Source organism: Flavobacterium crocinum, from assembly GCF_003122385.1.
Classification (GTDB): Bacteria; Bacteroidota; Bacteroidia; order Flavobacteriales; family Flavobacteriaceae; genus Flavobacterium; species Flavobacterium crocinum.
Window position 1 is genome coordinate 996,555 of sequence record NZ_CP029255.1, and the last position, 24,953, is coordinate 1,021,507.

The following is a 24,953-nucleotide window of genomic DNA, read 5'->3' on the forward strand; positions in this document are numbered from 1 at the left end:
TTTAATGAGTATGATTTCTATTACTAAAAATTTTTAAACACATAGAAACATAGGTTTTTCTATTTCTATAAAAAGATAAAAGAAGAAGCTAGCTTCCACACATAGCTATGTGAATTGATGCAAGTGAAACGCCTTTCTACACAAAGCTAAACTATGTTTCTATGTGTTTAAATTTTACCTCAAAGTATATCGCAATCCAATAAACCCGCGAATGGTTTGATTCTGTCCGTAAACATAAGTTGTATCAAAAGTCAAACCGTACGGATTATCGGGCGTAACTAATACTTTTCCGTTTGTATCATATTGTACATTTTTATCGAAAGGATCATTGGTTCTTGAAATCAAAAACGGATTATTTTGTTTTGGGGTAAAGTTCAGCAGGTTTTTAACTCCGCCGTACAATTCAAAGTTCTTCCAGCCCGTAAACGTAAACTGAATATTCTGAATGCTGTACCAGGGCGAATTTGGATTTCTGGGATCATATTCGTTCAGCAACGGCAGTTTCATCGGACTGTAAACATTTCCTGTATAATCCAACAATAAATTCCAAGGTTCAATTTTATATGAAATGCTCCAGGTTCCGGTGAATCTTTCCGTTAGAAAAGGTCTTTCCGAAATTCCGTCTTCCACATTTTTATTATCCAAAACCGTTGCTCCAAGAATAAACTTTAGACCATTTGTAAAATTTAAATCCACATTAGTGCTGATTCCTTGGCTTATAGCGTAACCGTCGATATTATCATAAATGATTTTGTTTGGATCTGTTTCGTAATCTGTTACGATCTTGTTGCTAAATCTGGTGTAAAAAGCAGTAGTTTCTATTCCCATAAAAGTTCCATTGCCAAAGTTGATTTTCTGAATATAATTCAGATTCACATTTACAGATTTCTCTGGTTTCAGATCATTTTCAATAACTACATCTCTAGAACCAGTCAAAGCGGCGTGATCTTCGGTAAAAAGATTAACCACTCTAAAACCAGTTCCTGCATTCAGCCTGAAAATGGTGTTTTCATTGGCCTTGAAACGATAGGCAAATCTTGGCGTAAATATCGAACCGTGAATGGAGTTATAATCGTATCTAGCTCCCAACAAAATCTGACTTTTGGGAGAAAAAGTTATTTCGTCCTGAACAAAAATTCCTGGCAACCAAGTACTTTCAGCTTCATTTGTTGCAGGTGTGTTGTCATCATAATACGTATATCGGCTTGCAATTCCTGCTAATAAATCATTTCGTCCAATTTTTTTATCCCAAGTCAATTGAAGAAAACCGATTTTTTGATTGGCGATGTATGAAGTCGTTCCATAACGGCTGTCCTGATAATGCACATTTCCAGAAAACGAAAGCATTAATTTTTCTTCGAATGGCAATTGATAACTTCCAATTAATTCCGCTCTTTTCGTATAAATGCTTTCACCATAGATTTCATCTCCGCCACGATATTTTTTCTCCCAGCGAATGTCTCCTCCCCAACGGTCTTCGTACATTCCACGCGCTGCAATCGTAAAAAGGCGATTATGATTACGCTGAAAACTCCATTTATTAAATACCGAAACACGGTCAGAAAGTGTTACATCGGTAAAATTGTCTTTGTCTTTATCAATTATCTGGTCGTAGTTGAAGTAATTAATTCCTAAAAGTGTAATGGCTTTTTTACCCACATTAAATTTCATTCCCAAATCAAGATTATTTTCCAGATAAGTAGTCGTAAAATAATCTGCCGAAAATACTGGCGCATTTGTAGGATTCTTGGTAATAATGTTAATCAAACCTCCAACTGCTTCACTTCCGTAAAGAGACGAAGCCGGCCCTTTTACAATTTCTATTCGTTCTACTAAAGAATTTGGAATTCCAGATAAACCATAAACTGTCGAAAGACTACTTACAATTGGCATTCCGTCAATCATCACCAAAGTATAAGGTCCTTCTAAACCATTGATATGAATATCTCCCGTGTTACAAACCCCACAATTCAACTGTGGGCGAACTCCGTTTATATTCTGCAATGCATCATAAATACTTGGAGTTGGATTTTTCTTGAAGAAAACGGGCGAATATACCTCAACCGGAACCGCACTTTCTAAACGTTTTACAGGTTTTAAAGTTCCTGAAACCACTACTTCGTTCAGTTCGTTTTGATCTTCTTTTAATTCAAAATCCAAGTTTAGATCCTGATTTTCTAGAAGAGATATTTTTTGGTTTTGAGGTTCGAATCCCTCCGCGGTCACATGTATTTTATAAGTTCCCTTTGGAATATTTTGAAGTTTATAAAATCCTAAAGAATCCGTCTGAGTTTTAAAGTTTGTATTTAATAAACGAATATCAATTTCCTGTATAACAGGACTATTTGTAGTTATTTTTCCTGATATATTTTGGCAGTAAATACTTTTTGTTGAAATTATTAATATTGTCAAAAATAAATATTTCATTGTTTTAAAATTAAATTTAGACAAAACTAAAAATTAAATTTGACAAACATGGATTATAAAAACAAAATTTTTCAAACGTATTGAATTCAATATGTTAGAATTTTGTTTTCAATCAAACAAACTCACAAAAGCACAAAATTTTCTAAACCATATAAGTTATATAAGTTCCTTTAAAACTAGACTTACATTCTCTTATATAACTTATATGGTTTATTTTCACTTCGCGTAATCTTCGTCGATTAGTTCTTTGTTGATGACAGCTCCCGCGAAAGAACCTGTAGAAACTGCAATCGCAACAGATCGCATTGGAGTTGTACAGTCGCCGCTTGCAAAAACTCCTGCAATATTTGTCTTTTGCATAGCATCAACTTTTACTAAATTTTGTTCGTTGAGTTCACAGCCTAGAGCTTCAGGAATTGGACAATGCTGTTCGAAAGGTGGTTTGGCATAAACAGCTTTTACCTCAACTTTTTGCTGATTTTTGAAAACTATATTCTGAATATATCCTCCTTGATGTTCAAAAGATTCTATTTCATCTTCAAAAATCTGAACGCCATGATTTTCTAAAGTTTTGGTTTGTTCCAAAGTCAATTCTGATTTTTCATTCGTGCACAATCGAAGGTCTTTTGTCCAATTTGAAATTAGTTTAGCGTATTCAAACCCCATTTCACCATTGGCAATAATCGCCGTTTTTTCGTTTTTAACTTCGTAACCATGACAATACGGACAATGTAAAACCGAAATTCCCCAACAATCCGCAAAGCCTTTGATTTCCGGAATCAAATCTTTAACACCTGTTGCAAACAATACTTTTCTCGAAATAAAAACTTCTCCTGATGCTGTAATTACTTCAAATCTATTTTCTTTTTGGATAGCTTTTACAGCAAGTCCGTTAAAGAAATGAACTGTTTTATAGAAATCAACTTGTAATTTGGCTTTCGCCGAAATCACTGCAGGTTTTTCACCGTCCTGTGTAATAAAATTATGAGAATGTGGTGTTTGTCTGTTGCAAGGCAAACCGCTGTCGATAACCAAAACCTCTCGCAAAGCACGCCCTAAACTCATTGCAGCAGATAATCCGCTGTAGCTTCCGCCAATGATAATTACTTCAAAATTTTGCTGTTCCATCTTAATCATGTTGTTTTTTGTGTAATTTGTAATTAATCAAATGCCCAATAATCATTCCGATACCGCCAAAATAGATGAGATCCAAATGAATTTCCAAGAATAAATCTGCCAAAATACTGATCCAAATCAGGCTCATGGAAACAATCAAAATCGACGAAACCAAAAGAGTTGATTTTTTCGTAATTTTGACAATTGCAAACAAACCTATTGAAGCAAATAGTAAATCGATGATTGGATTGTGACTCAACCCTAAAGGAAGAATCGTTAAAAGTGGAAAAATCAAACAATGAACAAGACAAATCGTTGCGCTTGAAATTCCTAAAATATCGTAAAAGGGTGTCGTTAATTTCTTCATTTTGTGTACTTTTACTTAATGCAATTTTGTTGCAAATATACAGATTAAATTCAAATGCAACATTGTTGCGTTAAATTTTTTAATTTATAGAAATGAAAACAACACGTAATACTACCGCGAAAACAGCTGTATTAGAAGTATTTGAGAATTCTAAAACAGCATTATCACACACTGAAATTCAAAAACAATTGAACGATGTCTGCGATCGCGTGACCATTTATAGAATTTTAGATCGTTTGGTTAACGATGATATTATTCATAAAATCTCCAATCTCGACGGAACGGTAAAATATGCCAAATGCAATCATTCACATCAGCGCGTACACATTCACAATCATGCTCATTTCAGCTGTGAAAACTGTCATGAAATTACCTGTCTTGAAAATGTGAAACCGAGCTACATTATGCCACAAAATTATAAAGTGAACGAAATAAACTTTACATTATCTGGATTGTGCCCAAAATGTTTGAATTCTAACATATAAATTTTAGGCTCGCCTAAAAATATTGTTCCGCGAATATCATTTTTCTATATATTTGTGAAAACAATACATTTACAATGAGTAAATCTTTAGAAGAAGTCCACGAATCGGTTTCTACAGAACATAAAAAAACAGGTTTTAGAAAAATATTAGCCTTTTTAGGCCCCGCTTATTTAGTAAGCGTTGGTTATATGGATCCAGGAAACTGGGCAACTGATATTGCCGGCGGAAGCCAATTTGGCTACACTTTAGTTTGGGTTTTATTAATGAGTAACTTAATGGCACTGCTTTTACAGAGTTTAAGTGCCCGTCTCGGAATTGTGACTCAACGTGATTTGGCGCAGGCTTCACGAGAAACGTATTCTAAATACATCAACTACATTTTATACTTTTTAGCAGAAATTGCCATTGCTGCCTGTGATTTGGCCGAAGTTCTCGGAATGGCAATCGGGATTAACCTGCTTTTCGGAATTCCACTTTTTGAAGGCGTTTTGATTACCGTTTTAGACACTTTCATTCTCTTATTTTTAATCAATAAAGGTATCCGAAAAATGGAAGCTTTTATTATCGCTTTGGTTGCGATAATTGGTTTTTCTTTCATTTTTGAAATGATTTTCGCAGAACCGGAAGTTTCTAAAATTATTGCAGGATTGGTTCCTTCTATTCCAAACTCTGCCGCTTTATACATCGCAATCGGAATTATCGGAGCGACTGTAATGCCGCACAACCTTTACTTACACTCCTCTTTGGTACAAACCAGAAAATTCGACAGAAGTCCTACCGGAATCAAACAAGCTTTAAAATACAATTTGATCGACTCCACTATCGCTTTGAATCTGGCTTTCTTCGTCAATGCTGCGATTCTAATTCTTGCGGCGGCAACATTCCATAAAAACGGAATGTTTGAAGTTGCCGAAATTCAGGATGCACATCAGTTTCTCGAACCTTTACTGGGAACCAAATGGGCGCCGATTTTATTTGCTGTTGCTTTGATTGCTGCGGGACAAAGTTCAACAGTGACCGGAACTCTTGCGGGACAAATTGTTATGGAAGGTTATTTACATTTAAGAATTCAGCCTTGGGTTCGTCGTATCATAACCCGTTTGATTGCCATTATTCCTGCTTTAGTTGTAATCTGGATTTACGGTGAAAGTGTTACCGGAAAACTTTTGATTTTGAGTCAGGTTATTTTGAGCCTTCAATTAGGTTTCGCCATTATTCCGCTGATTCATTTTGTGAGTGATAAATCGAAAATGAATGGTTTTCATATTTCCAGAACTACTCAAATTGTTTCGTGGATCATTGCTTTGATTATTGTTTCGCTAAATGCCAAATTGGTTTATGATGAAATTACTTCCTGGTTAGAAGGTTCTAATCATCCTATAATTCTATGGTTGACAGTGATTCCTCTTGCATTCGGATTCTTAGGTTTGTTATTATACATTGTTTTTAAACCTTTTATTGCAAAAGCCAAATCTAAAAAAGTTATCAATCATTCGCCACACAATCTAAAACTTCACTTTACTCCAAAAGAAGGTAAAAGCATTAAAAACATTGCTGTTTCTGTAGATTTTTCCAGTGCCGATGAAGCGGCTTTGAACAAAGCCTTTGAATTGGGTGGCATTGACACTGAATATACGCTCATTCACATCGTAGAAACGGTTGGAGCATTAATGTACGGCGTTCATGTTCACGACCATGAAACTACGATTGACGAGAAATTATTACTGAAATACAAAGAAATGCTTTCAGAAAAAGGATTTAATATCGAAACGGAACTTGGTTTTGGAAAACCAGCCAAAATAATTCCGGAAATTATAAACAGTGGTAATTTTGACATTCTAGTTATGGGAACCCACGGCCACACTGGATTAAAAGATATTCTTTTCGGTACAACGGTAGACAAATTGAGACATAAAATTTCAATACCTTTGTTGATTGTTAAATGAAGATGCAAAGTTTCAGAGTGACAAAGTAACAAAGTTTTTAGCTTTGTCCCTTTGCAACTCTGTCTCTTTGTTACTCAAAAAGAAAAAAAAATGACCTTTTCAGAAGAAAACTACCTTAAATCGATCTATCACTTAACGGCGGCTTTGGAAACAGAAGTCAGTACGAATGCTATTGCAGAAATCATGGAGACGAAAGCTTCTTCGGTAACGGATATGTTGAAGAAACTGGCGGAGAAAGATTTGGTTAATTATAAAAAATACCAAGGGGTTTCGTTAACCGAAAACGGAAAACTAGCCGCAAAAATGATTGTGAGAAAACATCGTCTTTGGGAAGTGTTTTTGGTGGAGAAACTAAATTTCAGCTGGGATGAAGTTCATGATATTGCGGAACAGTTGGAACACATCAAATCAGAACAATTGATTAACCGTTTAGATGATTTTCTTGGAAATCCGACTGAAGATCCACATGGAGATCCAATTCCAGATGCGAACGGCCGAATTATTAAGATTGAAAAACATTTACTTTCCGAGTTATCAGATAACCAAAACGGAGTTTGTGTTGGTGTGAAAGACACTTCTTCTGAGTTCTTGAAATATCTGGACAAACAAGGAATTGCTTTGGGTTCCAAAATTGAATTTGTTTCTAAAGAATCATTCGATTTATCGGTCAAAATTAAGGTTGATGAAAGGGAATTGTCGATTTCAAATAAAATTGCTTCTAATTTGTTTGTAAAGCTGGTTTAGCGGGTTATTCCGCGGAGATGCACAAAGAAGTTTCGCAGAGATACACTAAGAATTATATGGGTTGAACCTACGGCTCTCTATTTTTCTTATTGACAATTACGACGGATTGAAATCCGTCGCTATAAAATTTAACGAGCCTATGGCTTTTTCCTATTATAATCTGCAAGTCAAATAATAATATCCAGATACCTAACAGGTTTTAAAAACCTGTTAGGATAAAATATCATGCAAAAAGTTCCGAAGGAATGAAATATATTGTAGCAACGGATTTTAATCCGTTGTTGAAATGTCCGCAAATCAACAGAGTTCCATAGGAACGGTATATAATCAAAGAAAAAACATACCAAAATATGAATGAATTTGACATAAATTCAGGAAACAAAGAAAAAGAGCTTGAAGATCAATTAAAAAAACTTCCTAAAGAAAAGTGGAAAATTTGGAGATTAATCGCCGTTGGAATTATTACACCTTTTGTTGGCCCATATATTCCTTTGAGAAAGGGAATGCTGATAGATAGAATGGGTTATCGAGATTCTGTTTTAATGTTTTTTTTAATTTTATTGATTGCAATCCCAATGGCTTGCTATATGCATTTTCAAAAAATCAATAATCAAATATTTGATATTGAATGTGAACTTGAAAATTTAAAACAACAGAAGAAATAGAAAATGGAAATAAAAATTGGAAGCCTAGAGACTTTTTAAAAAGTTCCGAAGGAACGAAATATGTTGTAGCAACGGATTTTAATCCGTTGTTGAAATATCCTCGTTGTAAATAGAGTTCCGTAGGAACGGAACATATTAATTACATTTAATGCTCTAAAAAACATTCGGAAAAACAAAATTGTTATTTTGAAACCGAGTGTCCTAGCCCCGATAGAAGTGAAAATCCTTTTGTGGCGGGGTTCGCCACAAAAGATTGAAACGGATAGCGGTAATAGCTCCTAAAAATTTAAACAATCCCTTTTTCAACCATTTCCAGCATAACCGGAGAAGCATTTTTAAATGTAGGCGGCTGTTCGATAATACTTCCGGCGTTCTTTTTATTTACTTTAAAAGTAACATCGTTATCTGTTGTAAACAAAAGCGCGGTTAAAAATGGCTTTTTGATGTAAGTCCCTAAAACCAATAAAGCTTCATCTAATGTATGAATGCTTTCAATTTCTTCTGTTTTATAACGAGACGTTAAGGAAATCGAAAACGTATTATCTTCGTTGAGAACCAATCGGAAGTAAATGTTTTTAATTTCGGTATCGCCCATCGTTTTGGCCAAAGTAAGTTTAGCGAAAGTTCCGGCTTGGATACTTTCTTTAACTCGTTCACAAAAAAGGGCAAATATTGGTTCGTACATTTTTTTAAAAGGTGCTAAGGTTCTGAGATGCTGAGGTTCTAAGTTTTTCCTTGCTAATCTCTATATTGTTATTTAACCGCAAAGGTCGCAAAGTTTTTTCGCAAAGAACGCTAGGAAATATAAAACTTTGCGAACCTTGCGTAAATCTTAGCGACCTTTGCGGTTAAGAAAAATTATTTCCCTGTAAATTCAGCTTTACGTTTCTCTAAAAAGGCTGTTGTTCCTTCTTTAAAGTCTTGGGTTCCAAAACATTCTCCAAATGATTTAATTTCGGTATCGAAACCATTTTTACCATCTTTAAAGTTGGCATTAATGGCTTTTATAGCTTTTCCAATTGCGAAGGGTGCATTTTTAATGATTTTTTGAGCAATTACGTTTGTAAACGAAAGCAATTCTTCCTGAGGCACTACATGATTTACTAAACCGTACTCTTTTCCTTGTTCGGCAGTAATCATTGCTGCGGTCATAATCATTTCCATGGCACGGCCTTTTCCAATTAATTGTGGTAAACGCTGTGTTCCTCCGTAGCCTGGAATTAATCCTAAAGTTACTTCCGGCAATCCCATTTTTGCATTGTCTGAAGCGACTCTGAAATGACAAGCCATTGCCAATTCTAATCCGCCGCCAAGAGCAAAACCGTTCACCGCTGCAATAACCGGTTTTTTAAGGTTTTCTATGAAATCAAATAAAGATTCCTGTCCTTCTGCCGCCAGCTGCGCACCTTCAACAGTAGTATAATTTGCAAACTCTGAAATATCAGCTCCTGCTACAAAAGCTTTTTCTCCGCTTCCGGTTAAAACAATAACTCGAACATCATCATTTTTGGATAATGAATCAACAGCATTACTCAGATCACTGATGGTTGCTTTGTTTAAAGCATTTAACTTAGTGGGTCTGTTAATGGTAATGGTTGCAACTTTTTCTTCAATTGAAATTAAGATATTTTCGTAGTTCATAACAGCTGGTTTTATGAGTTTGTGATGGGTAAAGAAACCCTGAAAGTCGTTCCTTTTCCGTAAGTTGATTCAAAGGTAATTGTTCCTTTGTAATTTTCTATAATGTTTTTGATAATTCCTAGTCCAAGTCCCATACCGCTCGTTTTAGTGGTAAATTTGGGTTCGAAGATTCGTCCGATATCTTGTTTCTGGATTCCTATTCCGTTGTCTTTTACCGCAATTTCAACATTGTTGTTTCGTCGTTTTACAGTAACTACAATTGATTTCTGAAACTGACTTTCCGGAATGGCCTGTGTTGCATTTTTAACTAAATTGGTAATGACACGAATCAATTGCGTACGATCCATTTTGGAAATGATTTCTTCTTCTTCTTTTTCGAAGACAATATAATCTTCGTTAAAAATATCCAAGGCTAATTCTACAACCTCAACCACATTTAAAGTTTCATTTTGCTGCGCCGGCATCGAAGCAAAGTTCGAAAATGCCGAAGCCACCGATGTCATAGTATCGATCTGCTGAATTAAGGTTTCGGAATAATCATTCATTTTCTGCTTCACGTCTGGATCATTTGGATCAAACTTTCTTTGGAAACTCTGAACCGTCAAACGCATTGGCGTAAGCGGATTTTTAATTTCGTGCGCGACTTGTTTTGCCATTTCGCGCCAAGCTTCTTCACGTTCACTTTGTGCTAATTTAATGGCGCTCGTTTCGAGTTTATCCACCATTCCGTTATACGCTTTGATCAGGAAGTTCACTTCTTTACTATTGGCTTCTAAAACAATTTTCTCGTTTTTCTGATCCAGATTGGTTTCTTCCAAACGATCTGAAATAGTTTTTAATGATTTTGTGATATAAGTTGAAAGGAAATACGCCAATGCAAAAGCCACAATCAGCATAAAAGAATAAACCTGACTCAGGCGAATCAGGAAAGTATTCAACTCGTTATCGTAATAACCGTCGTCTTCTAAATACGGAAGATTTAAGATTCCGAGCGGTTTGAATTTTTCGTCTTTTATTAAACTGTAAGATGATCGGTTTTTGACTCCGTCAATCGTCTTAATGTCTACAAAACGTTTCTCAATTGAGGAACGAACTAATTTCAGAATATATTCGGGAATTGGAGGAGCAATTTTATCAACCGCAAAAGACTCTTTGGATGATTTAAGCAGTTTCCCGTCGAGACTGTAAATATTGATTTCGATTTTATGAATCTGCGCTAATTCGTGGATTTTGTCTTTAAAAATCAAATCCAGATTTTGCGTTTTCAGCGGATAAGTTGTAGTAGCCAGAACATAATTAATATGTTCTTTTACCGCATTTTCTTTTCTCTCTAAACGCTCCTGATGATATTCTTTGGCCTCGGTCTTAAACTGAATAATCGAGATCGAAGCCAATAAAAAAGATGCCACCACAATCAATACAATCATCGACAGGAAAATCCTGGTACGAAGGGAAAGCATTGTCATTTTTATGTTGAGCATGATTTTAGTATTCAGTGTTCAGATTGTTAGTGTTCAGTTATTTTGCAAACGTATAACTTCGTTTTAAAGTTATAATATATAAAAATTTAAAAGACAATGATTGTAAACTGATCACTAAAAAACTGACCACTGCCAACTATTTCCTTTCTCTAATTCTTTTGTAAAAACGAAATCCCAGCATAATTAAAACCGAAAATAAAATAATTCCGATTACGCCGAAAATCCAATTGATGGCACTTTTTAAAACTACTAAAAATACAACGGCAAACAAAATAATCGTTGCGCCTTCGTTCCATAAACGCATAAAATTATTCGAATATTTTACCTCATCTCTTTGCAGTTGCTTAAAAATCTGATGGCATTTTCCATGATATAAATACAACAGGAAAACGAAACATAATTTTACGTGCATCCAGGATTGTGCGAGCCAGACATGTCCTGCTTCTGTAAAAAACAGCATCCAAAAAGCAAAAATACTCGCTAAAACCGCCGATGGCCATGTAATAATATACCACAAACGGTAGGCCATTATTTTGTATTGCGCCTGCAAGATTTCTTTTTCAGGTGATGTTTTTTCATTGGCTTCAATTTGATACACAAATAAACGCACAATGTAAAACAAACCCGCAAACCAAGTTATCACAAATATAAGATGCAGTGATTTTAGATAATTATAATATTCCATTTATTGTTTGAATGTAGATTTTTTAAAAAGATCAATCATTTCTTTACCGTAATTTTCATCTTCATATACAATCGTAACAGTAAAGATTTTATCATTAAGCGCTTTCGAAAAAATTACTGCTGTCGCTACTGTTTTTCCTTCTTCGGTAATTTCAATTTTAGCTTTTCTAAACGGCATACCTGAGATATTCTCACTACTCACTGAGTAATCTCCCATTTTTCCTTTTCGATACACTTGTCCAATATTCTTCAACAAAAGAAAATCTTTTAATCTCATTTTCATGTCAATTGACTGAAGGTCTCCACCAAGATAATCTTCGTACTTTGCCGAAAAATAATTTGCGTTGTCTCTTTTAAAAGCAACAATCAAATTCTTTTTTTTAATTAAAGCAGTATCGCCTTTTATTTCTCCTTTTTCTGTTTGAGTTACTTTTTCGTAATCATCCGGAATTTCAATTTCCCAATTGAATGTTTTGTCAAAAAAACGATTGTTTTCAAAAGTGTTTGTCTTTTTGCATCCAATTATAGTTAGCAAAGAAAAAAGTAAAATCGAAAAATATTTTAATTTATTCATTTATAAATAATTGATGTTATTTTGCCCAATCGTTAATCCAGTTAGAAAACGTCTGACACCATTCATCATCATCATTCAAACAAGGAATTGCCAAGAACTCTTCTCCTCCATTTGCTTCGAAATCTTCTTTGGCACGCATGGCGATTTCTTCCAAAGTTTCTAAACAATCCGAAACGAAAGCCGGTGTTACAACGGCTAATTTCTTGATTCCTTTTGCTGGCATATTATCAATTTCAACATCGGTATAAGGCTCTAACCATTTGTCACCCGCCAAACGCGATTGAAATGTCAGACTGTATTTATCAGCAGGAAGTCCTAATAACTTAACAACTTGTCTTGTTGTTTCGTAACATTGGTGACGGTAACAGAAATCATGTGCCGGCGAAGGCGTGTTACAGCAAGAACCGTCAATTTTGCAATGTGATTTTGTCACATCGGTTTTACGAATATGACGTTCTGGAATTCCGTGATATGAAAACAATAAATGATCATATTCAAATCCAACTAAATGTCTTTGAATCGAATCTGCTAAATTCTTGATGTAATCGGGTTTATTGTAAAATGCCGGAACATCAGTAAATTTCATGTGAGGAAATTTCTTTTTTCTAATTTCTTCAGCTTTTACTAAAATCGTCAAAGTTGAAGCCATTGCATATTGCGGATATAAAGGAAAAAGCATTACATCGGTAACTCCTTTATCGCTCAATTCCTGAAGACCTTTTTCAATGGTCATGCTTCCGTAACGCATTGCCAGAGAAACTGGAACGTTTACAAGAGGCTGCACTTTTTTCTGCATTCTTTCTGAAAGTACTACTAATGGAGAACCTTCTTCCCACCAGATTTTTGCGTAAGCGTGCGCTGATTCTTCTGGTCTTTTTCTTAAAATAATACCGCGAACTAATAACGCTCTCAATAAATACGGAACGTCGATCACGTATTTATCCATTAAAAATTCGTCTAAATAAGGTTTTACATCTTTTGGAGTTGGACTTTCTGGAGATCCCAGATTTACTAATAATACACCTTTCATTATGTTCTTTTGCTTTAAGCTTTTTATTTGTTTTTTAAATTTTCGGCAAAAGTAAACGCTGTACTTTATTCGAAATATGATAATTATTACTTTTTCTTTATTACTGAATACTCAAAATTGATTTAGCTAATTCGAGAAATTTTTTCACGCAGATTTCGCAGATCTTGCAGATTTTTTAATTAGTGCTAATTAGTGACCCGAGCGATAGCGAACAGGCCCAGCAAATCGTGGCGAACAAAAACTTACACATTCGCATTAATCGACATCAAATACTTTTTAGGAGTTGTCGCAAACTTTTTCTTAAACGCCGCTATAAAGTGACTTCCTGTGCTGTAGCCAATTTTCAAACCAACTTCGTTTACATTATACGAACCGCTGTCTAAAAGTTTTCGGGCGAAATCCATTTTGTAATCGAAGAGGAAACCATAAACCGTATCGCCATAAATTTGTTTGAAACCCATTTTAAGTTTTTTCAAATTCAAACCAATTTCATCTGCCAGCTCTTGCAATCCTGGTGGTTCGGCCATATTGGCGATGATAATTTCTTTTGCTTTTCTGATTTTCAAAACATTGTCTTCGTCAATCAAAAACGGACATTGTTCTGCATTTGGATCTTCTGTTCTGTTGAAATACAGACTCAACAATTCGTATCCTTTTCCTTTATAATAAAGGTTTTTTATGGACGGATGAAGATTGTAATGAAACAGCTGACTCAAAACAATCGCCATGGATGGACTGATATTTCCTTCGTTATAATACTTTTTATCCTTATTGTCCGGGCTTAAAAATGTAATATAGTCGGCTTCGGCAGAAAACAACGCGTGAAATTTCTTAATCGATACAATTACCGAAATTGCCCATGAATTTGGAGCCAATTCTAAATTCAGCGGTAATTCTTTCTGCGGATTGTACAAAAGCAACGATTTTTCCTCTTTCAATTCTAAAGCATAACTGCCCTGATTGAATAAAAATTTTGCATTTCCTTTTATCCCGAAGTGAAACTGTATCAGGCCAGTACCTACTATTTCATGCTGTGCATAAAATGGTTCTGAACCATCGTTTTGAAAACGAATCAGCGTAAAGTCGTCTTCAATTTTTATAACTTCTTGAGAACTCATAGCGATATTTTTTTGAAACGAAAATCAAAACAAACTCAAAATGTTATTTAGAACGACTCTAAACTAATCACTTCGAATGAGTTGATTTTGCTACAAAAGTAGTCCTTTTTACTCAAAAACACCTATTTAGGTTCAAAAAAACATACAGCGACATAAAAAGTACTTTTAGCGTTATTTTTATCAGTGGTATAGTAATAATTTTGTTGCACTTTTATGAAAGTGAATTTATGGAAAACAATAACGTACCGAAACACCTTTATTTTTACTCAGTCGGTCTGAGTTATAAAAAAGCTGATGCTGAGGTTAGAGGTCAATTTAGTTTGGATGCTGTTGCCAAAACGCGATTGCTGGAACAAGCTAAAAACGATGGAATAGAAAGTTTATTAGTTACTTCAACTTGCAACAGAACCGAAATTTACGGTTTTGCTGAACATCCATTTCAATTAATAAAATTAATCTGCGATAATAGTAACGGATCTGTAGACGCTTTTCAAAAAGTAGGTTTCGTTTACAAAAATCAAGAAGCTATTAATCATATGTTCCGTGTAGGAACTGGTTTAGATAGTCAGATCTTAGGAGATTTCGAAATCATCTCACAAATCAAAACTTCTTTTATTCATTCAAAATCAATGAATTTAGCCAATGCTTTTATGGAAAGATTGGTAAATGCAGTGATTCAGGCAAGTAAAAGAATTAAAACAGAAACTGAAATCAGTTCTGGTGCTACTTCGGTTTCTTTTGCTTCTGTACAATACATCCTTAAAAACGTTGAAGACATCAGTAATAAAAATATTCTACTTTTCGGAACTGGAAAAATCGGAAGAAATACATGTGAGAATTTAGTAAAACATACTAAAAACGAACATATCACTTTAATCAACCGTACTAAAGATAAAGCAGAGAAATTAGCAGGAAAATTAAATTTGATTGTTAAAGATTATTCTGAATTACATTTAGAACTTCAAAAAGCCGATGTTGTCGTTGTTGCAACGGGCGCACAAAACCCAACGGTTGACAAAGCAATTTTGAATCTTAAAAAACCTTTGTTGATTCTGGACTTGTCTATTCCGAAAAACGTGAATGAAAACGTAGAGGAATTAGAAGGTGTAACTTTAATTCACATGGATTATTTGTCTCAATTGACAGATGAAACTTTGGAAAACAGAAAATTACATATTCCGGCTGCCGAAGCAATCATCGAAGAAATTAAAGAAGAATTTGTTACCTGGATGAAAGGCCGAAAATTTGCGCCAACCATAAATGCTTTAAAAGATAAACTAAATGCGATCAAAGCTTCGGAATTGGATTTCCAAAGCAAAAAAATTGCCGATTTTAATGAAGAACAAGCTGAAATCATCAGTAACCGAATCATTCAAAAAATCACCACTCATTTTGCCAATCATTTAAAAGACGACGATACCATGGTTGATGAAAGCATCGAATGGATCGAAAAAGTCTTCAAAATAAAAGCATCTTAAATAAAATTGAAACCATATAAGTTATATAAGTTCATTTAAAAACTGTGTTTTACTCAAACCTCTTAAATTTCCTTATATAACTTATATGGTTCAAAAAACAAAACATGGCTGAAAAAACAATCAGAATTGGAACACGCGATAGCGAATTAGCGCTTTGGCAAGCACATACAGTAGAGAAAAAATTAAACGATTTGGGTTATAAAACCTCAATTGTTGCTGTAAAGTCTCAAGGTGACATTATTCTGGATAAGCCACTTTACGAATTAGGAATCACAGGGATTTTCACTAAAACGCTTGACATTGCCATGATCAATGGTGATGTTGATATTGCTGTGCATTCTATGAAAGATGTTCCAACTGCTTTGCCAAAAGGAATTGTTCAAGGAGCGGTTTTGCCAAGAGCCAATGTTCTGGATATTTTAGTTCATAAAGGAAATCCTGATTTTACCAATCCAAGCACCATTGCAACCGGAAGTTTACGTCGTCAGGCACAATGGTTCAATAAATATCCAAATCATACTGTTGTTGATTTACGTGGAAATGTAAATACGCGTATGCAGAAATTACAAGACAATGATTGGGACGGAGCTGTATTTGCTGCTGCAGGTTTGGAACGCATCAACTTAAAACCAGAAAATTACATTAATTTAGACTGGATGATTCCGGCACCGGCACAAGGCGCAATGCTAGTTGTGGCAATGGAAAATGACAATTACACTTTGGATGCACTTTCGCAATTAAATGATATCGAAACTGAAATTTGTACGTATATTGAACGTCAATTTTTGAGAACACTTGAAGGCGGATGTACTGCACCAATTGGGTCTTTGGTTAGGTATAATGAAGATGAAGATACTTTACATTTTCAAGGTGTTTTACTTTCTATTGATGGAAAACAAAAATTGGAAATCAATAAAACAGTCGATATTTCGGAATGGAAAAAACTAGGTTTTCATTCTGCGCAGGAGATTTTAAATAATGGTGGAACGGAATTAATGCAGAAAATTAAAGAATCTCTGAAAAAATAATATTTCTTAAATTTTAATGAAGGAGAACGAACAAATTATTTCACAGCAATATCAACAATTTTTGGTTGAAATAACTAATTTGGTGCAAAATCACCGAGTTCAGGCTGTGCAGTCTGTTCAATCTATTTCAAACAATTTATATTGGAATATAGGAGAATTGATTATTAAAAAACAACAGGAATTTGGATGGGGAAAATCTATTGTTGAAATTTTAAGCAAAGATTTAACTCGCTTAATTGGAGAAGGAATTAGCTGGTCGCCACGTAATTTGTGGTTCATGAGACAATTAGTTAGTGAATATTCTTTTATGAATCAGCTTGATTCAGAAAATTTAAAACTGAATCAGCTTGATTCAGAATTACAAACTATAAAAGAATTAGTTTCAAATATTCCCTGGCAACACAACATTCTCATAATTCAGAAGGTAAAAGATTTTAATGCCAGGATTTTTTACATCAAAAATACAATTAGAAACAAATACAGTCGTTCTGTTTTACTTCATCAAATAAAAGCAAATGCTTATGAGAAGTATATACAAAATCCAACTCAACATAATTTTAAAAACACATTATCAACTCACTTTTTAGAACAAGCACAAGAAAGCATAAAAAGTGTTTATACTCTAGATTTCCTTGACATTAACAAATCTGTTACCGAAAGAGAATTAGAAAACTCTATGGTCGAAAAGGTTAAAAGACTAATGTTGGAACTTGGTTATGGTTTTTGTTTTATAGGAAATCAATATCGATTATCATTAGGTGATAAAGATTATTATATCGATTTGCTTTTTTATCACAGAATTTTAAAATGTTTAGTTGCCGTTGAGTTAAAAGTAGTTGAATTTGAACCAGAATTTGTTGGAAAATTAGATTTTTATCTTCAATTAATAGATGATCAACTAAAACAAGACGACGACAAACCTACTATTGGTATATTATTAGTCCCAGAAAAAGATCATTTAGAAGTTGAATATACTTTGCGAAGTGTAAATAAACCTATTGGAGTTTCAGAATATATTTTGAGTAAAGATTTGCCAAAAGAATTACAAGGAAAATTACCAACATCTGAAGAATTTAAAAATATATTAAATGAGTAAAACAATTCAGATATTATCTACAAAAATATTATCTCCTCTTCATAAACAAGAGCTAATGAAATATGGCGTTGAGTTAATCGAAGCCGATTTCATTAAACCCGAAAACAAGCCTTTCGAATTAAAAGACCTCAACGAAAGTTTAATTTTTACAAGCCAAAATGCTGTTCATAGTGTCTTATCAAATCCAAAATCAGAAGATTTAAAAAAGAAAAACGTGTATTGCGTTGGACTTAAAACCAAAGCTCTTTTAGAGGAAAACGGGTTTAACGTTGTTGCTTATACAGGTTACGCTTCGGATTTAGCTGAAATTATCACTTTGATTTATGGAAATGAAAGCTTTACTTTTTTTAGTGGAAATTTAAGAAGAGACACTTTACCAGACGCTTTAAAAGAAAACGGAATTAAATTCAATGAAATTCAGGTTTACGAAACTACGCTTCAACCTCAGAAAATAAAAGCAAATCCAGAAGCTATTTTGTTTTTTAGTCCGTCCGGAGTTAAAAGTTACCTGAAACATAATACCATCAATAAACAAATCTGTTTCTGCATCGGTGATACCACTGCAGAAGCTTTATCAAAAATTACAAAGAATATCATCGTCGCAGACCAACCCACAATTGAAGATGTTATCGAAGATGTAATTCATGAATACAAATAAAAAACCTTTGCAACTTTGTCACTTTGCGACTTTGCATCTAAAATAAAAAACATGTTAAAAAACGACCTATTTTTAAAAGCATTAAAAGGAGAAACAGTACAGCGTCCACCAGTATGGATGATGCGTCAGGCAGGAAGATATTTACCAGAGTTTAGAGAACTTCGTGATAAATATGATTTCTTTACTCGTTGTGAAACTCCAGAGTTAGCCGCTGAAATCACAGTACAGCCAATTCGCCGAATTGCTCCGGATGCTGCGATTTTATTCTCAGATATTTTGGTAGTGCCTCGTGCAATGGGAATTCATGTAGAACTGAAAGATAATTTAGGGCCAATCATTCCAAATCCGATTCGTTCTTTGGCTGATGTTCACAAAGTTTATGTTCCAGATGTAAATGAAACTTTAGGTTACGTTTTCGACGCCGTAAAATTGACTAAAGAAATGCTGAACGACGAAGTGCCTCTAATTGGTTTCGCAGGTTCGCCCTGGACAATCTTCTGTTATGCTGTTGAAGGAAAAGGTTCTAAAAGTTTTGATACTGCAAAAGGTTTCTGTTTTTCTAATCCAGCTGCAGCGCATACTTTATTGCAAAAAATCACAGATACGACTATTTTATACTTAAAAGAAAAAGTAAAATCGGGTGTAAATGCCGTTCAGATTTTTGATTCTTGGGGAGGAATGCTTTCTCCTGTTGATTATCAAGAATTTTCATGGAAATATATCAACCAGATTGTTGACGCTTTAGCAGATATTACTCCGGTTATTGTTTTCGGAAAAGGATGCTGGTTTGCGCTTGGCGAAATGGGTAAAAGTAAAGCTTCTGCATTAGGAGTTGATTGGACTTGTTCTGCAAGAAATGCTCGTTATTTATCTGGTGGAAACATTACGTTACAAGGAAATTTCGATCCGTCAAGATTACTTTCTCCAATTCCAACCATCAAAAAAATGGTTCACGAAATGATTGACGAATTCGGAAAAGATAAATATATCGTAAATTTAGGTCACGGAATTTTACCAAATATTCCTGTAGATCATGCCAAAGCGTTTATTGACGCGGTTAAGGAATACGGGAATTAGTATTTCAGTGTTCAGTCTCATTTGATTTCCTGCAAGGTTTCCAAAACCTTGTAGGTATAAAAGTTCTTTTTTATATTTACAGTAAAAACTTACTTTTTAGTAAATAAAAAATGAAATTGGAAACACTTGAGAAGGATTGTTATTATCATATTTATAATAGAGGAATTAATGGAATAACTATTTTTGAAAATGACGCTAACAAACTTTATTTCTTAAAACAATTAGCTAAATATACGGAACATAAAATTTCAGTTTTTGCATATTGCTTGATGAATAATCACTTTCATTTAGTTATTCGTTTAAATATAGAAGAAAAAGAGGTTACACAAGCATTTTCAAACTTATTTAATTCTTATGCTAAGGCATTTAATAAACAAACCAATAGAACAGGAAGTTTATTCGAAAAACATTTCAAAAGAATAAGGTTAAAAGATGAAAATTATTTAAGACGACTGATTCTTTATGTTCATTTAAATCCGAAACATCATTTCGATTTGGATTTTAAAGATTTCAGATTTTCATCCTATCAAGCTTTCTTCTCTAATAAAGAAACCAAAATAGAACGAAATGAAGTTTTAAATTTGTTTGGAGATTTTGAAAATTTTATATTTTGTCATAATCAAAAGAATGATTCTTTAAACGAAACGTATACTTTTGAGTAACTTAGATTTTTCCTGCAAGGTTTCCAAAACCTTGTAGGTTTATAACTTCTTAAAAAATAAAAAGTATAACCCGAAGAAATACCTACAAGGTTTTGGAAACCTTGCAGGAAATGTGTAGAAGAGAATGCTAGCAAATCTAAACATCAATAGAAACTCTCCCTTTTCATTTATTGAATACGGATTTCAGGCTTATTATGCCTATGTGTTTCTAATGGTTTGGATGCATCCGGAATTACATCCGGTTAGCCTTATAAATGACTTAGCCATTTTAATGGCTTTTGAATTTATAATGGTGCATTCGGGAGTTTTTATGGCGGTTATGCCTAGAAAATGGTCTCTATTTGTATTTTTTCCGCTGTATGGTTTGTTTGCTTATTCTTTTAATGAATCAGTCGTTAACACCAATATTTTATATACTTATCTGTTGACCGTTTTAAATAGAATGCGTTTTGCTTTTTCGAATGTAGCTCCGGAAGTCAGAATATATCAAATGGGAAAATCTGCGGCGAAAGCCGTTTTCTACTTTTTATTAATTCTGGCGGTTTGCATTGGAAATAATATAGTTCCTCAGTTTGGACTGACGCAAGAGTTTTTAGAAAAATCACATTATTTCCAAACAGTAAAATCAAGCGGATTGTTTATAGAAAAACCGTATGTTCCAATCTGTATGGGATTTATTTATTATTCGTTGCCGGTTTTATATTTTGTTTATCGTGTGATCAAAAACTTTGGAAAAAGAAGCGAAACTTCTTTTACAAAAAAGCCCATAATGACATTTCAAAAAACAACTATAAGCAACAAAAAATTCTAAAACATTATGCTTAATAAAGGTTTACGAGACGAAGAAAAAACAAGAATTGATAATGTTCTGAAAACATTGCGAACTCTTGTTTATGTACCTTATCCTTTAAACCCTTTAGAAAAAGAAACCATTCAAAATCAGTTAAAAGAAATCGGGCTAGATCTCGAAACTTTGTCCAGCCAAACCAATGAAGATTTAATCACATTATTAATGCGACTTCATTTTGAATGGGAACATTTGGAACAGTTTGGAGATATTTTAATCGAATTCTCTAAAGAAGAAAATTATAATTTTACTGATAAAGCTTTGGCTATCTATCAATATATCCAACAGGAAAGCAAGGTTTTTTCTTTTGGAATTAATGCTAAAATTGCATCATTAAAAAACTAAATGAGTTCTTTAGAAAAATTTTTAAATGTCATCTCTGATTTTAACTTTGAGAAATTAAATCCTTTATATAAAGGCTTTTTTGTAATGCTCTTTTTTACAGTATTTATCAGTACTTGTTCTTACTTTTCAAACGACACAAGAATTAGTAAAGATGCCTATAGAAGAATGTTCCATAATAATTTTTCTGGATTAATAGTAAAAAAATATCGAGATAAACATAACCATATGTCTCCTACTTTTAAACTAAAAGATTCGAGCAAAATAAATGGTTACTACACTGCTTGGGAAAAAGCTGAAATAGGAGATTCAATTTTAAAAAAAGTAAATTCAAGATTTGTAAAAATCTTTAAAAAAGATACTACTATAGTAATTGATATGAATGTCGAATTCAAATATCATGATACTATACCGGAAAATGAAAAATAAAAAAATGAAAGATAAATTTTACGCATACATACAAAATTTACAAGACCAAATCTGTGCCGGATTAGAAGCTGTCGACGGAACAACAAAGTTCCGCGAAGACTTATGGAAACGTCCCGAAGGCGGTGGTGGAAGAACGCGCGTTATTGAAAATGGAGCAGTTTTCGAAAAAGGCGGTGTAAACATTTCAGCAGTTCACGGAAAACTTCCGGATACCATGCAAAAAATGTTTGGCGTTGGCGAAGCCGATTTCTTTGCCTGCGGATTAAGTTTAGTAATTCATCCAAAAAGTCCAATGGTTCCAACAGTTCACGCGAATTGGCGTTATTTTGAAATGTATGACGAAACTGGAAAAGTAATCAATCAATGGTTTGGCGGCGGACAGGATTTAACGCCTTATTATTTGTTTGAAGAAGATGCAAAGCACTTTCATCAAACGTGTAAAACCGCTTGCGATAAACACAGTTCGGAGTTTTATCCAAAATATAAAAAACAATGCGATTCGTATTTCTGGAACGCACACCGAAATGAAGCCCGTGGACTTGGCGGTTTATTCTTTGATTATTGCAAAGCAAATGAACAAATGTCAATGGAAAACTGGTACGATTTTGTAACCGAAGTAGGTAACAGTTTCCTTGAAGCTTATGTTCCGATTGTGGAAAGAAGAAAAAATTTAGATTACACACCAGAAAACAGAAACTGGCAGGAAATCCGAAGAGGTCGTTATGTTGAGTTTAATCTGGTTCATGACAAAGGAACTTTATTCGGATTAAAAACGAACGGAAGAATTGAGAGTATTTTGATGAGTTTGCCTCCACATGTGCAATGGGTTTATGACCATCATCCTGAAGCGGGAAGTGAGGAAGAAAAATTGATCAATGTATTGCAAAATCCGGTTGATTGGGTTTAATATTATTCCGTTAAAAAATTTTATTTAACACATAGAAACATAGATTTATTGACCTATCTTAGGGGTAATTTTAGAAAGTTACATTTTTTCACATAGCGCTATGTGATTTATTTTGAATGAAATGTCTTTTTTAAAACAATCCAAAAACTATGTTTCTATGTGTTTAAAACTAATTTACACTACATTCTTCACCAGCATTTTTGGATGTTTCGCCCAAAACGATTTCATACGAAATCCCTATTTTAAATCTTACAACGATAAAATTACGGCCAGTGTTTATTATTTAGATACTTCCAATAGTTTTCAGATTGCTTCAGATAATCCGGAAACCAAAATGTATGTCAACCTTATTCCCAATCGAAGAGAGCAGATTGGTTTTAACTTAAACTACAAAATCATTGATGTCGGTTTTGGCTTTGCGCCGAAATTTTTGAGTCAGAACAAAGGCGATTCACATTCCAAACATTTTAATTTCAATACCCGTTTTTATTTAAAAAAATGGATGCAGTCCTTCACCTTTATTAATCAGAAAGGATTTTACATTCAAGATGATAACATTACGGCTCAACTGCCCGATATGCGAACGACTAAAATAGGCGGAACAACAGCTTATGTTTTCAATGATAAATTTTCTTTCAAAACATTGGTCAGTCAAAACGAATGGCAGACTAAAAGTTCCGGAAGTTTCATTCCGACTTTCTCTTTTTATTACACCAATTTAGATTTAAATACACCCGATTCATCGCCGGGAGATATTTACGTTTTTACATTGGCTCCCTCCTATTTTTATAATTTCGTTATAAGCGATCGGGTTTTAATTGGAGCGGGACTTGCCTTGGGAGCTGGGCTAAATGTGATTGATAAAGATACCTCAGCTTTATACCAGGCCGATTTCAATTTAAAATTAGCCTACAATAAAGACCGTTTCTTTGCTTTTGCTACTTTAAATACCATAAGTTTTGCTCAGGACGATAAAATTGATCCGAGATTAAATGATAATATTGTGACCTTAAAACTTTCTGCAGGTTATCGATTTGATCCTCCCAAAAAAGTAAAAGAGGTTTATGATAAAGTAAACGATAAAATTGGCCTTTAAAAAACCTACTTATTCATAATCAATAAGTTGTGAAAATTGCTTAAATTACATGGATTTACAAAACTTAAATTCATTATTATGGCAAATGTGAACCAGGAACAATTAAATCGGATGCATTTTGGAAAAGGATTTATCGCTGCATTAGATCAAAGCGGCGGAAGTACACCAAAAGCATTATCGCAATATGGCGTTCAAGAAAACAGCTATTCTAACGACGAAGAAATGTACACTCTTGTACATGAAATGAGAACCAGAATTATTAAAAGTCCCGCTTTTGACAGCGATTATATTCTAGGTGCTATTTTGTTTGAAAACACCATGGATCGTAAAATTGATGGTCTATGGACTGCCGATTATTTATGGGAAAAGAAAAATATTGTTCCTTTCCTGAAAGTAGACAAAGGACTAGCTGATTTGGCCAGCGGTGTTCAATTGATGAAACCCATTCCGAATCTGGATGAATTGCTGACCAGAGCTGTAGAACGAAATGTCTTTGGAACCAAAATGCGTTCTGTAATCAAAGAAGCAAATCCCGAAGGAATTCGTGATATAGTAGAACAGCAATTCAGAGTTGGTTTACAAATTTCCAAAAAAGGATTAATTCCTATTATCGAACCTGAAGTTGACATTTACAGTCCTGACAAAGAAAAATCAGAAAAAATTTTAAAAGATGAAATCCTAAAACAATTGAATTCTCTAGACAAAGAAGTAAGAGTAATGCTGAAATTATCTATTCCAACCGTAAATAATTTCTACGGCGAATTGATAACAGATCCGCATGTGGTTCGTGTTGTGGCATTATCGGGTGGTTATTCCCGAGAAGAAGCCAATACAAAACTGGCTCAAAACCATGGCTTAATTGCCAGTTTCTCCAGAGCATTGTCCGAAGGTCTCAGCGCAGGTCAATCGGATCATGATTTTAATGCTGTACTTGGCGATACTATAAAAGCTATTTATAAAGCTTCGATTACTTAAAAAGCCATATTTTAAATAAAAAGAAAGATGCTTTCTACAAAAGATATCTTTCTTAAAAAAGGTGGAATATTCATAAATAT

Annotated in this window: 26 protein-coding genes; 16 read left to right on the top strand and 10 right to left on the bottom strand. The window is 34.0% G+C overall.

Annotated elements, in window-relative coordinates:
• Positions 1 to 174 precede the first annotated feature (174 nt).
• The 3 genes from HYN56_RS04655 to HYN56_RS04665 all read right to left on the bottom strand — a co-directional run bounded on the left by HYN56_RS04655 (position 175) and on the right by HYN56_RS04665 (position 3,910).
• Positions 175 to 2,427, bottom strand: a complete 2,253-nt coding sequence (locus HYN56_RS04655) for a TonB-dependent receptor (protein WP_109191114.1) — start codon at positions 2,425 to 2,427, stop codon at positions 175 to 177.
• Positions 2,428 to 2,643: 216 nt separating this feature from the next.
• Positions 2,644 to 3,555, bottom strand: a complete 912-nt coding sequence (locus HYN56_RS04660) for an NAD(P)/FAD-dependent oxidoreductase (protein WP_109194723.1) — start codon at positions 3,553 to 3,555, stop codon at positions 2,644 to 2,646.
• 1 nt (position 3,556) lies between these two features.
• Positions 3,557 to 3,910 (bottom strand): MerC domain-containing protein, encoded by a 354-nt coding sequence (locus HYN56_RS04665; protein ID WP_109191115.1) that lies wholly within the window; start codon positions 3,908 to 3,910, stop codon positions 3,557 to 3,559.
• 92 nt (positions 3,911 to 4,002) lie between these two features.
• On the opposite strand from HYN56_RS04665, the gene HYN56_RS04670 reads away from it, so the two are divergent.
• The 4 genes from HYN56_RS04670 to HYN56_RS04685 all read left to right on the top strand — a co-directional run bounded on the left by HYN56_RS04670 (position 4,003) and on the right by HYN56_RS04685 (position 7,750).
• Positions 4,003 to 4,395, top strand: a complete 393-nt coding sequence (locus HYN56_RS04670) for a Fur family transcriptional regulator (RefSeq protein WP_109191116.1) — start codon at positions 4,003 to 4,005, stop codon at positions 4,393 to 4,395.
• Between the two features lie 74 nt (positions 4,396 to 4,469).
• The gene (locus HYN56_RS04675; protein ID WP_109191117.1) at positions 4,470 to 6,341 is read left to right on the top strand and encodes an Nramp family divalent metal transporter; all 1,872 of its coding nucleotides are present in this window, start codon (positions 4,470 to 4,472) and stop codon (positions 6,339 to 6,341) included.
• Positions 6,342 to 6,431: 90 nt separating this feature from the next.
• The gene (locus tag HYN56_RS04680; RefSeq protein ID WP_109191118.1) at positions 6,432 to 7,085 is read left to right on the top strand and encodes a metal-dependent transcriptional regulator; all 654 of its coding nucleotides are present in this window, start codon (positions 6,432 to 6,434) and stop codon (positions 7,083 to 7,085) included.
• Positions 7,086 to 7,435: 350 nt separating this feature from the next.
• On the top strand, positions 7,436 to 7,750 hold the full coding sequence (locus HYN56_RS04685; RefSeq protein ID WP_109191119.1) for a hypothetical protein: 315 nt from the start codon (positions 7,436 to 7,438) through the stop codon (positions 7,748 to 7,750).
• 286 nt (positions 7,751 to 8,036) lie between these two features.
• Here HYN56_RS04685 and HYN56_RS04690 read toward each other — a convergent pair whose 3' ends face one another.
• The 7 genes from HYN56_RS04690 to HYN56_RS04720 all read right to left on the bottom strand — a co-directional run bounded on the left by HYN56_RS04690 (position 8,037) and on the right by HYN56_RS04720 (position 14,278).
• The gene (locus tag HYN56_RS04690) at positions 8,037 to 8,435 is read right to left on the bottom strand and encodes a hypothetical protein (protein WP_109191120.1); all 399 of its coding nucleotides are present in this window, start codon (positions 8,433 to 8,435) and stop codon (positions 8,037 to 8,039) included.
• Between the two features lie 173 nt (positions 8,436 to 8,608).
• Positions 8,609 to 9,391, bottom strand: coding sequence for an enoyl-CoA hydratase/isomerase family protein (locus tag HYN56_RS04695; RefSeq protein WP_109191121.1), 783 nt, complete (start codon positions 9,389 to 9,391; stop codon positions 8,609 to 8,611).
• An 11-nt stretch (positions 9,392 to 9,402) separates the two neighbouring features.
• Positions 9,403 to 10,818, bottom strand: a complete 1,416-nt coding sequence (locus HYN56_RS04700) for a sensor histidine kinase (RefSeq protein WP_109191122.1) — start codon at positions 10,816 to 10,818, stop codon at positions 9,403 to 9,405.
• 190 nt (positions 10,819 to 11,008) lie between these two features.
• Positions 11,009 to 11,557 (bottom strand): CopD family protein, encoded by a 549-nt coding sequence (locus HYN56_RS04705; protein WP_109191123.1) that lies wholly within the window; start codon positions 11,555 to 11,557, stop codon positions 11,009 to 11,011.
• Positions 11,558 to 12,130, bottom strand: a complete 573-nt coding sequence (locus tag HYN56_RS04710) for a hypothetical protein (protein WP_109191124.1) — start codon at positions 12,128 to 12,130, stop codon at positions 11,558 to 11,560.
• A gap of 16 nt (positions 12,131 to 12,146) precedes the next feature.
• The gene (gene hemH, locus HYN56_RS04715; RefSeq protein ID WP_109191125.1) at positions 12,147 to 13,160 is read right to left on the bottom strand and encodes a ferrochelatase; all 1,014 of its coding nucleotides are present in this window, start codon (positions 13,158 to 13,160) and stop codon (positions 12,147 to 12,149) included.
• Between the two features lie 242 nt (positions 13,161 to 13,402).
• Positions 13,403 to 14,278, bottom strand: a complete 876-nt coding sequence (locus tag HYN56_RS04720) for an AraC family transcriptional regulator (RefSeq protein WP_109191126.1) — start codon at positions 14,276 to 14,278, stop codon at positions 13,403 to 13,405.
• Between the two features lie 227 nt (positions 14,279 to 14,505).
• On the opposite strand from HYN56_RS04720, the gene hemA reads away from it, so the two are divergent.
• The 12 genes from hemA (at position 14,506) to HYN56_RS04780 (ending at position 24,873) form a co-directional block, all read left to right on the top strand.
• The gene (gene hemA, locus HYN56_RS04725; protein ID WP_109191127.1) at positions 14,506 to 15,756 is read left to right on the top strand and encodes a glutamyl-tRNA reductase; all 1,251 of its coding nucleotides are present in this window, start codon (positions 14,506 to 14,508) and stop codon (positions 15,754 to 15,756) included.
• A 104-nt stretch (positions 15,757 to 15,860) separates the two neighbouring features.
• Positions 15,861 to 16,784, top strand: a complete 924-nt coding sequence (gene hemC, locus HYN56_RS04730) for a hydroxymethylbilane synthase (RefSeq protein ID WP_109191128.1) — start codon at positions 15,861 to 15,863, stop codon at positions 16,782 to 16,784.
• Between the two features lie 16 nt (positions 16,785 to 16,800).
• Entirely contained in the window at positions 16,801 to 17,880 is a 1,080-nt protein-coding gene (locus HYN56_RS04735) for a PDDEXK nuclease domain-containing protein (RefSeq protein WP_109191129.1), read from the top strand.
• Positions 17,873 to 18,538 (top strand): uroporphyrinogen-III synthase, encoded by a 666-nt coding sequence (locus tag HYN56_RS04740; protein WP_109191130.1) that lies wholly within the window; start codon positions 17,873 to 17,875, stop codon positions 18,536 to 18,538. Before HYN56_RS04735 ends, HYN56_RS04740 begins: the two co-directional genes overlap by 8 nt.
• Before the next feature lie 51 nt (positions 18,539 to 18,589).
• Complete coding sequence (gene hemE / locus HYN56_RS04745) at positions 18,590 to 19,615, top strand: uroporphyrinogen decarboxylase (protein ID WP_109191131.1); 1,026 nt, start codon at positions 18,590 to 18,592, stop codon at positions 19,613 to 19,615.
• Between the two features lie 110 nt (positions 19,616 to 19,725).
• Complete coding sequence (locus HYN56_RS04750; protein ID WP_109191132.1) at positions 19,726 to 20,277, top strand: transposase; 552 nt, start codon at positions 19,726 to 19,728, stop codon at positions 20,275 to 20,277.
• A 124-nt stretch (positions 20,278 to 20,401) separates the two neighbouring features.
• Positions 20,402 to 21,088 carry a hypothetical protein gene (locus HYN56_RS04755; protein ID WP_109191133.1) on the top strand — a complete coding sequence of 229 codons (687 nt, stop codon included), beginning with the start codon at positions 20,402 to 20,404 and terminating at the stop codon, positions 21,086 to 21,088.
• 6 nt (positions 21,089 to 21,094) lie between these two features.
• On the top strand, positions 21,095 to 21,469 hold the full coding sequence (locus HYN56_RS04760; protein ID WP_109191134.1) for a hypothetical protein: 375 nt from the start codon (positions 21,095 to 21,097) through the stop codon (positions 21,467 to 21,469).
• A complete protein-coding gene (locus tag HYN56_RS04765) occupies positions 21,470 to 21,895 on the top strand; it encodes a hypothetical protein (protein ID WP_109191135.1) in 426 nt (141 codons plus the stop codon). It begins immediately after the preceding gene.
• A gap of 4 nt (positions 21,896 to 21,899) precedes the next feature.
• Positions 21,900 to 22,802, top strand: coding sequence for an oxygen-dependent coproporphyrinogen oxidase (gene hemF, locus HYN56_RS04770; protein WP_109194724.1), 903 nt, complete (start codon positions 21,900 to 21,902; stop codon positions 22,800 to 22,802).
• A gap of 157 nt (positions 22,803 to 22,959) precedes the next feature.
• Positions 22,960 to 23,898, top strand: coding sequence for a DUF4421 family protein (locus HYN56_RS04775; protein WP_109194725.1), 939 nt, complete (start codon positions 22,960 to 22,962; stop codon positions 23,896 to 23,898).
• A gap of 87 nt (positions 23,899 to 23,985) precedes the next feature.
• On the top strand, positions 23,986 to 24,873 hold the full coding sequence (locus HYN56_RS04780) for a fructose bisphosphate aldolase (protein ID WP_109194726.1): 888 nt from the start codon (positions 23,986 to 23,988) through the stop codon (positions 24,871 to 24,873).
• Positions 24,874 to 24,953 lie beyond the last annotated feature (80 nt).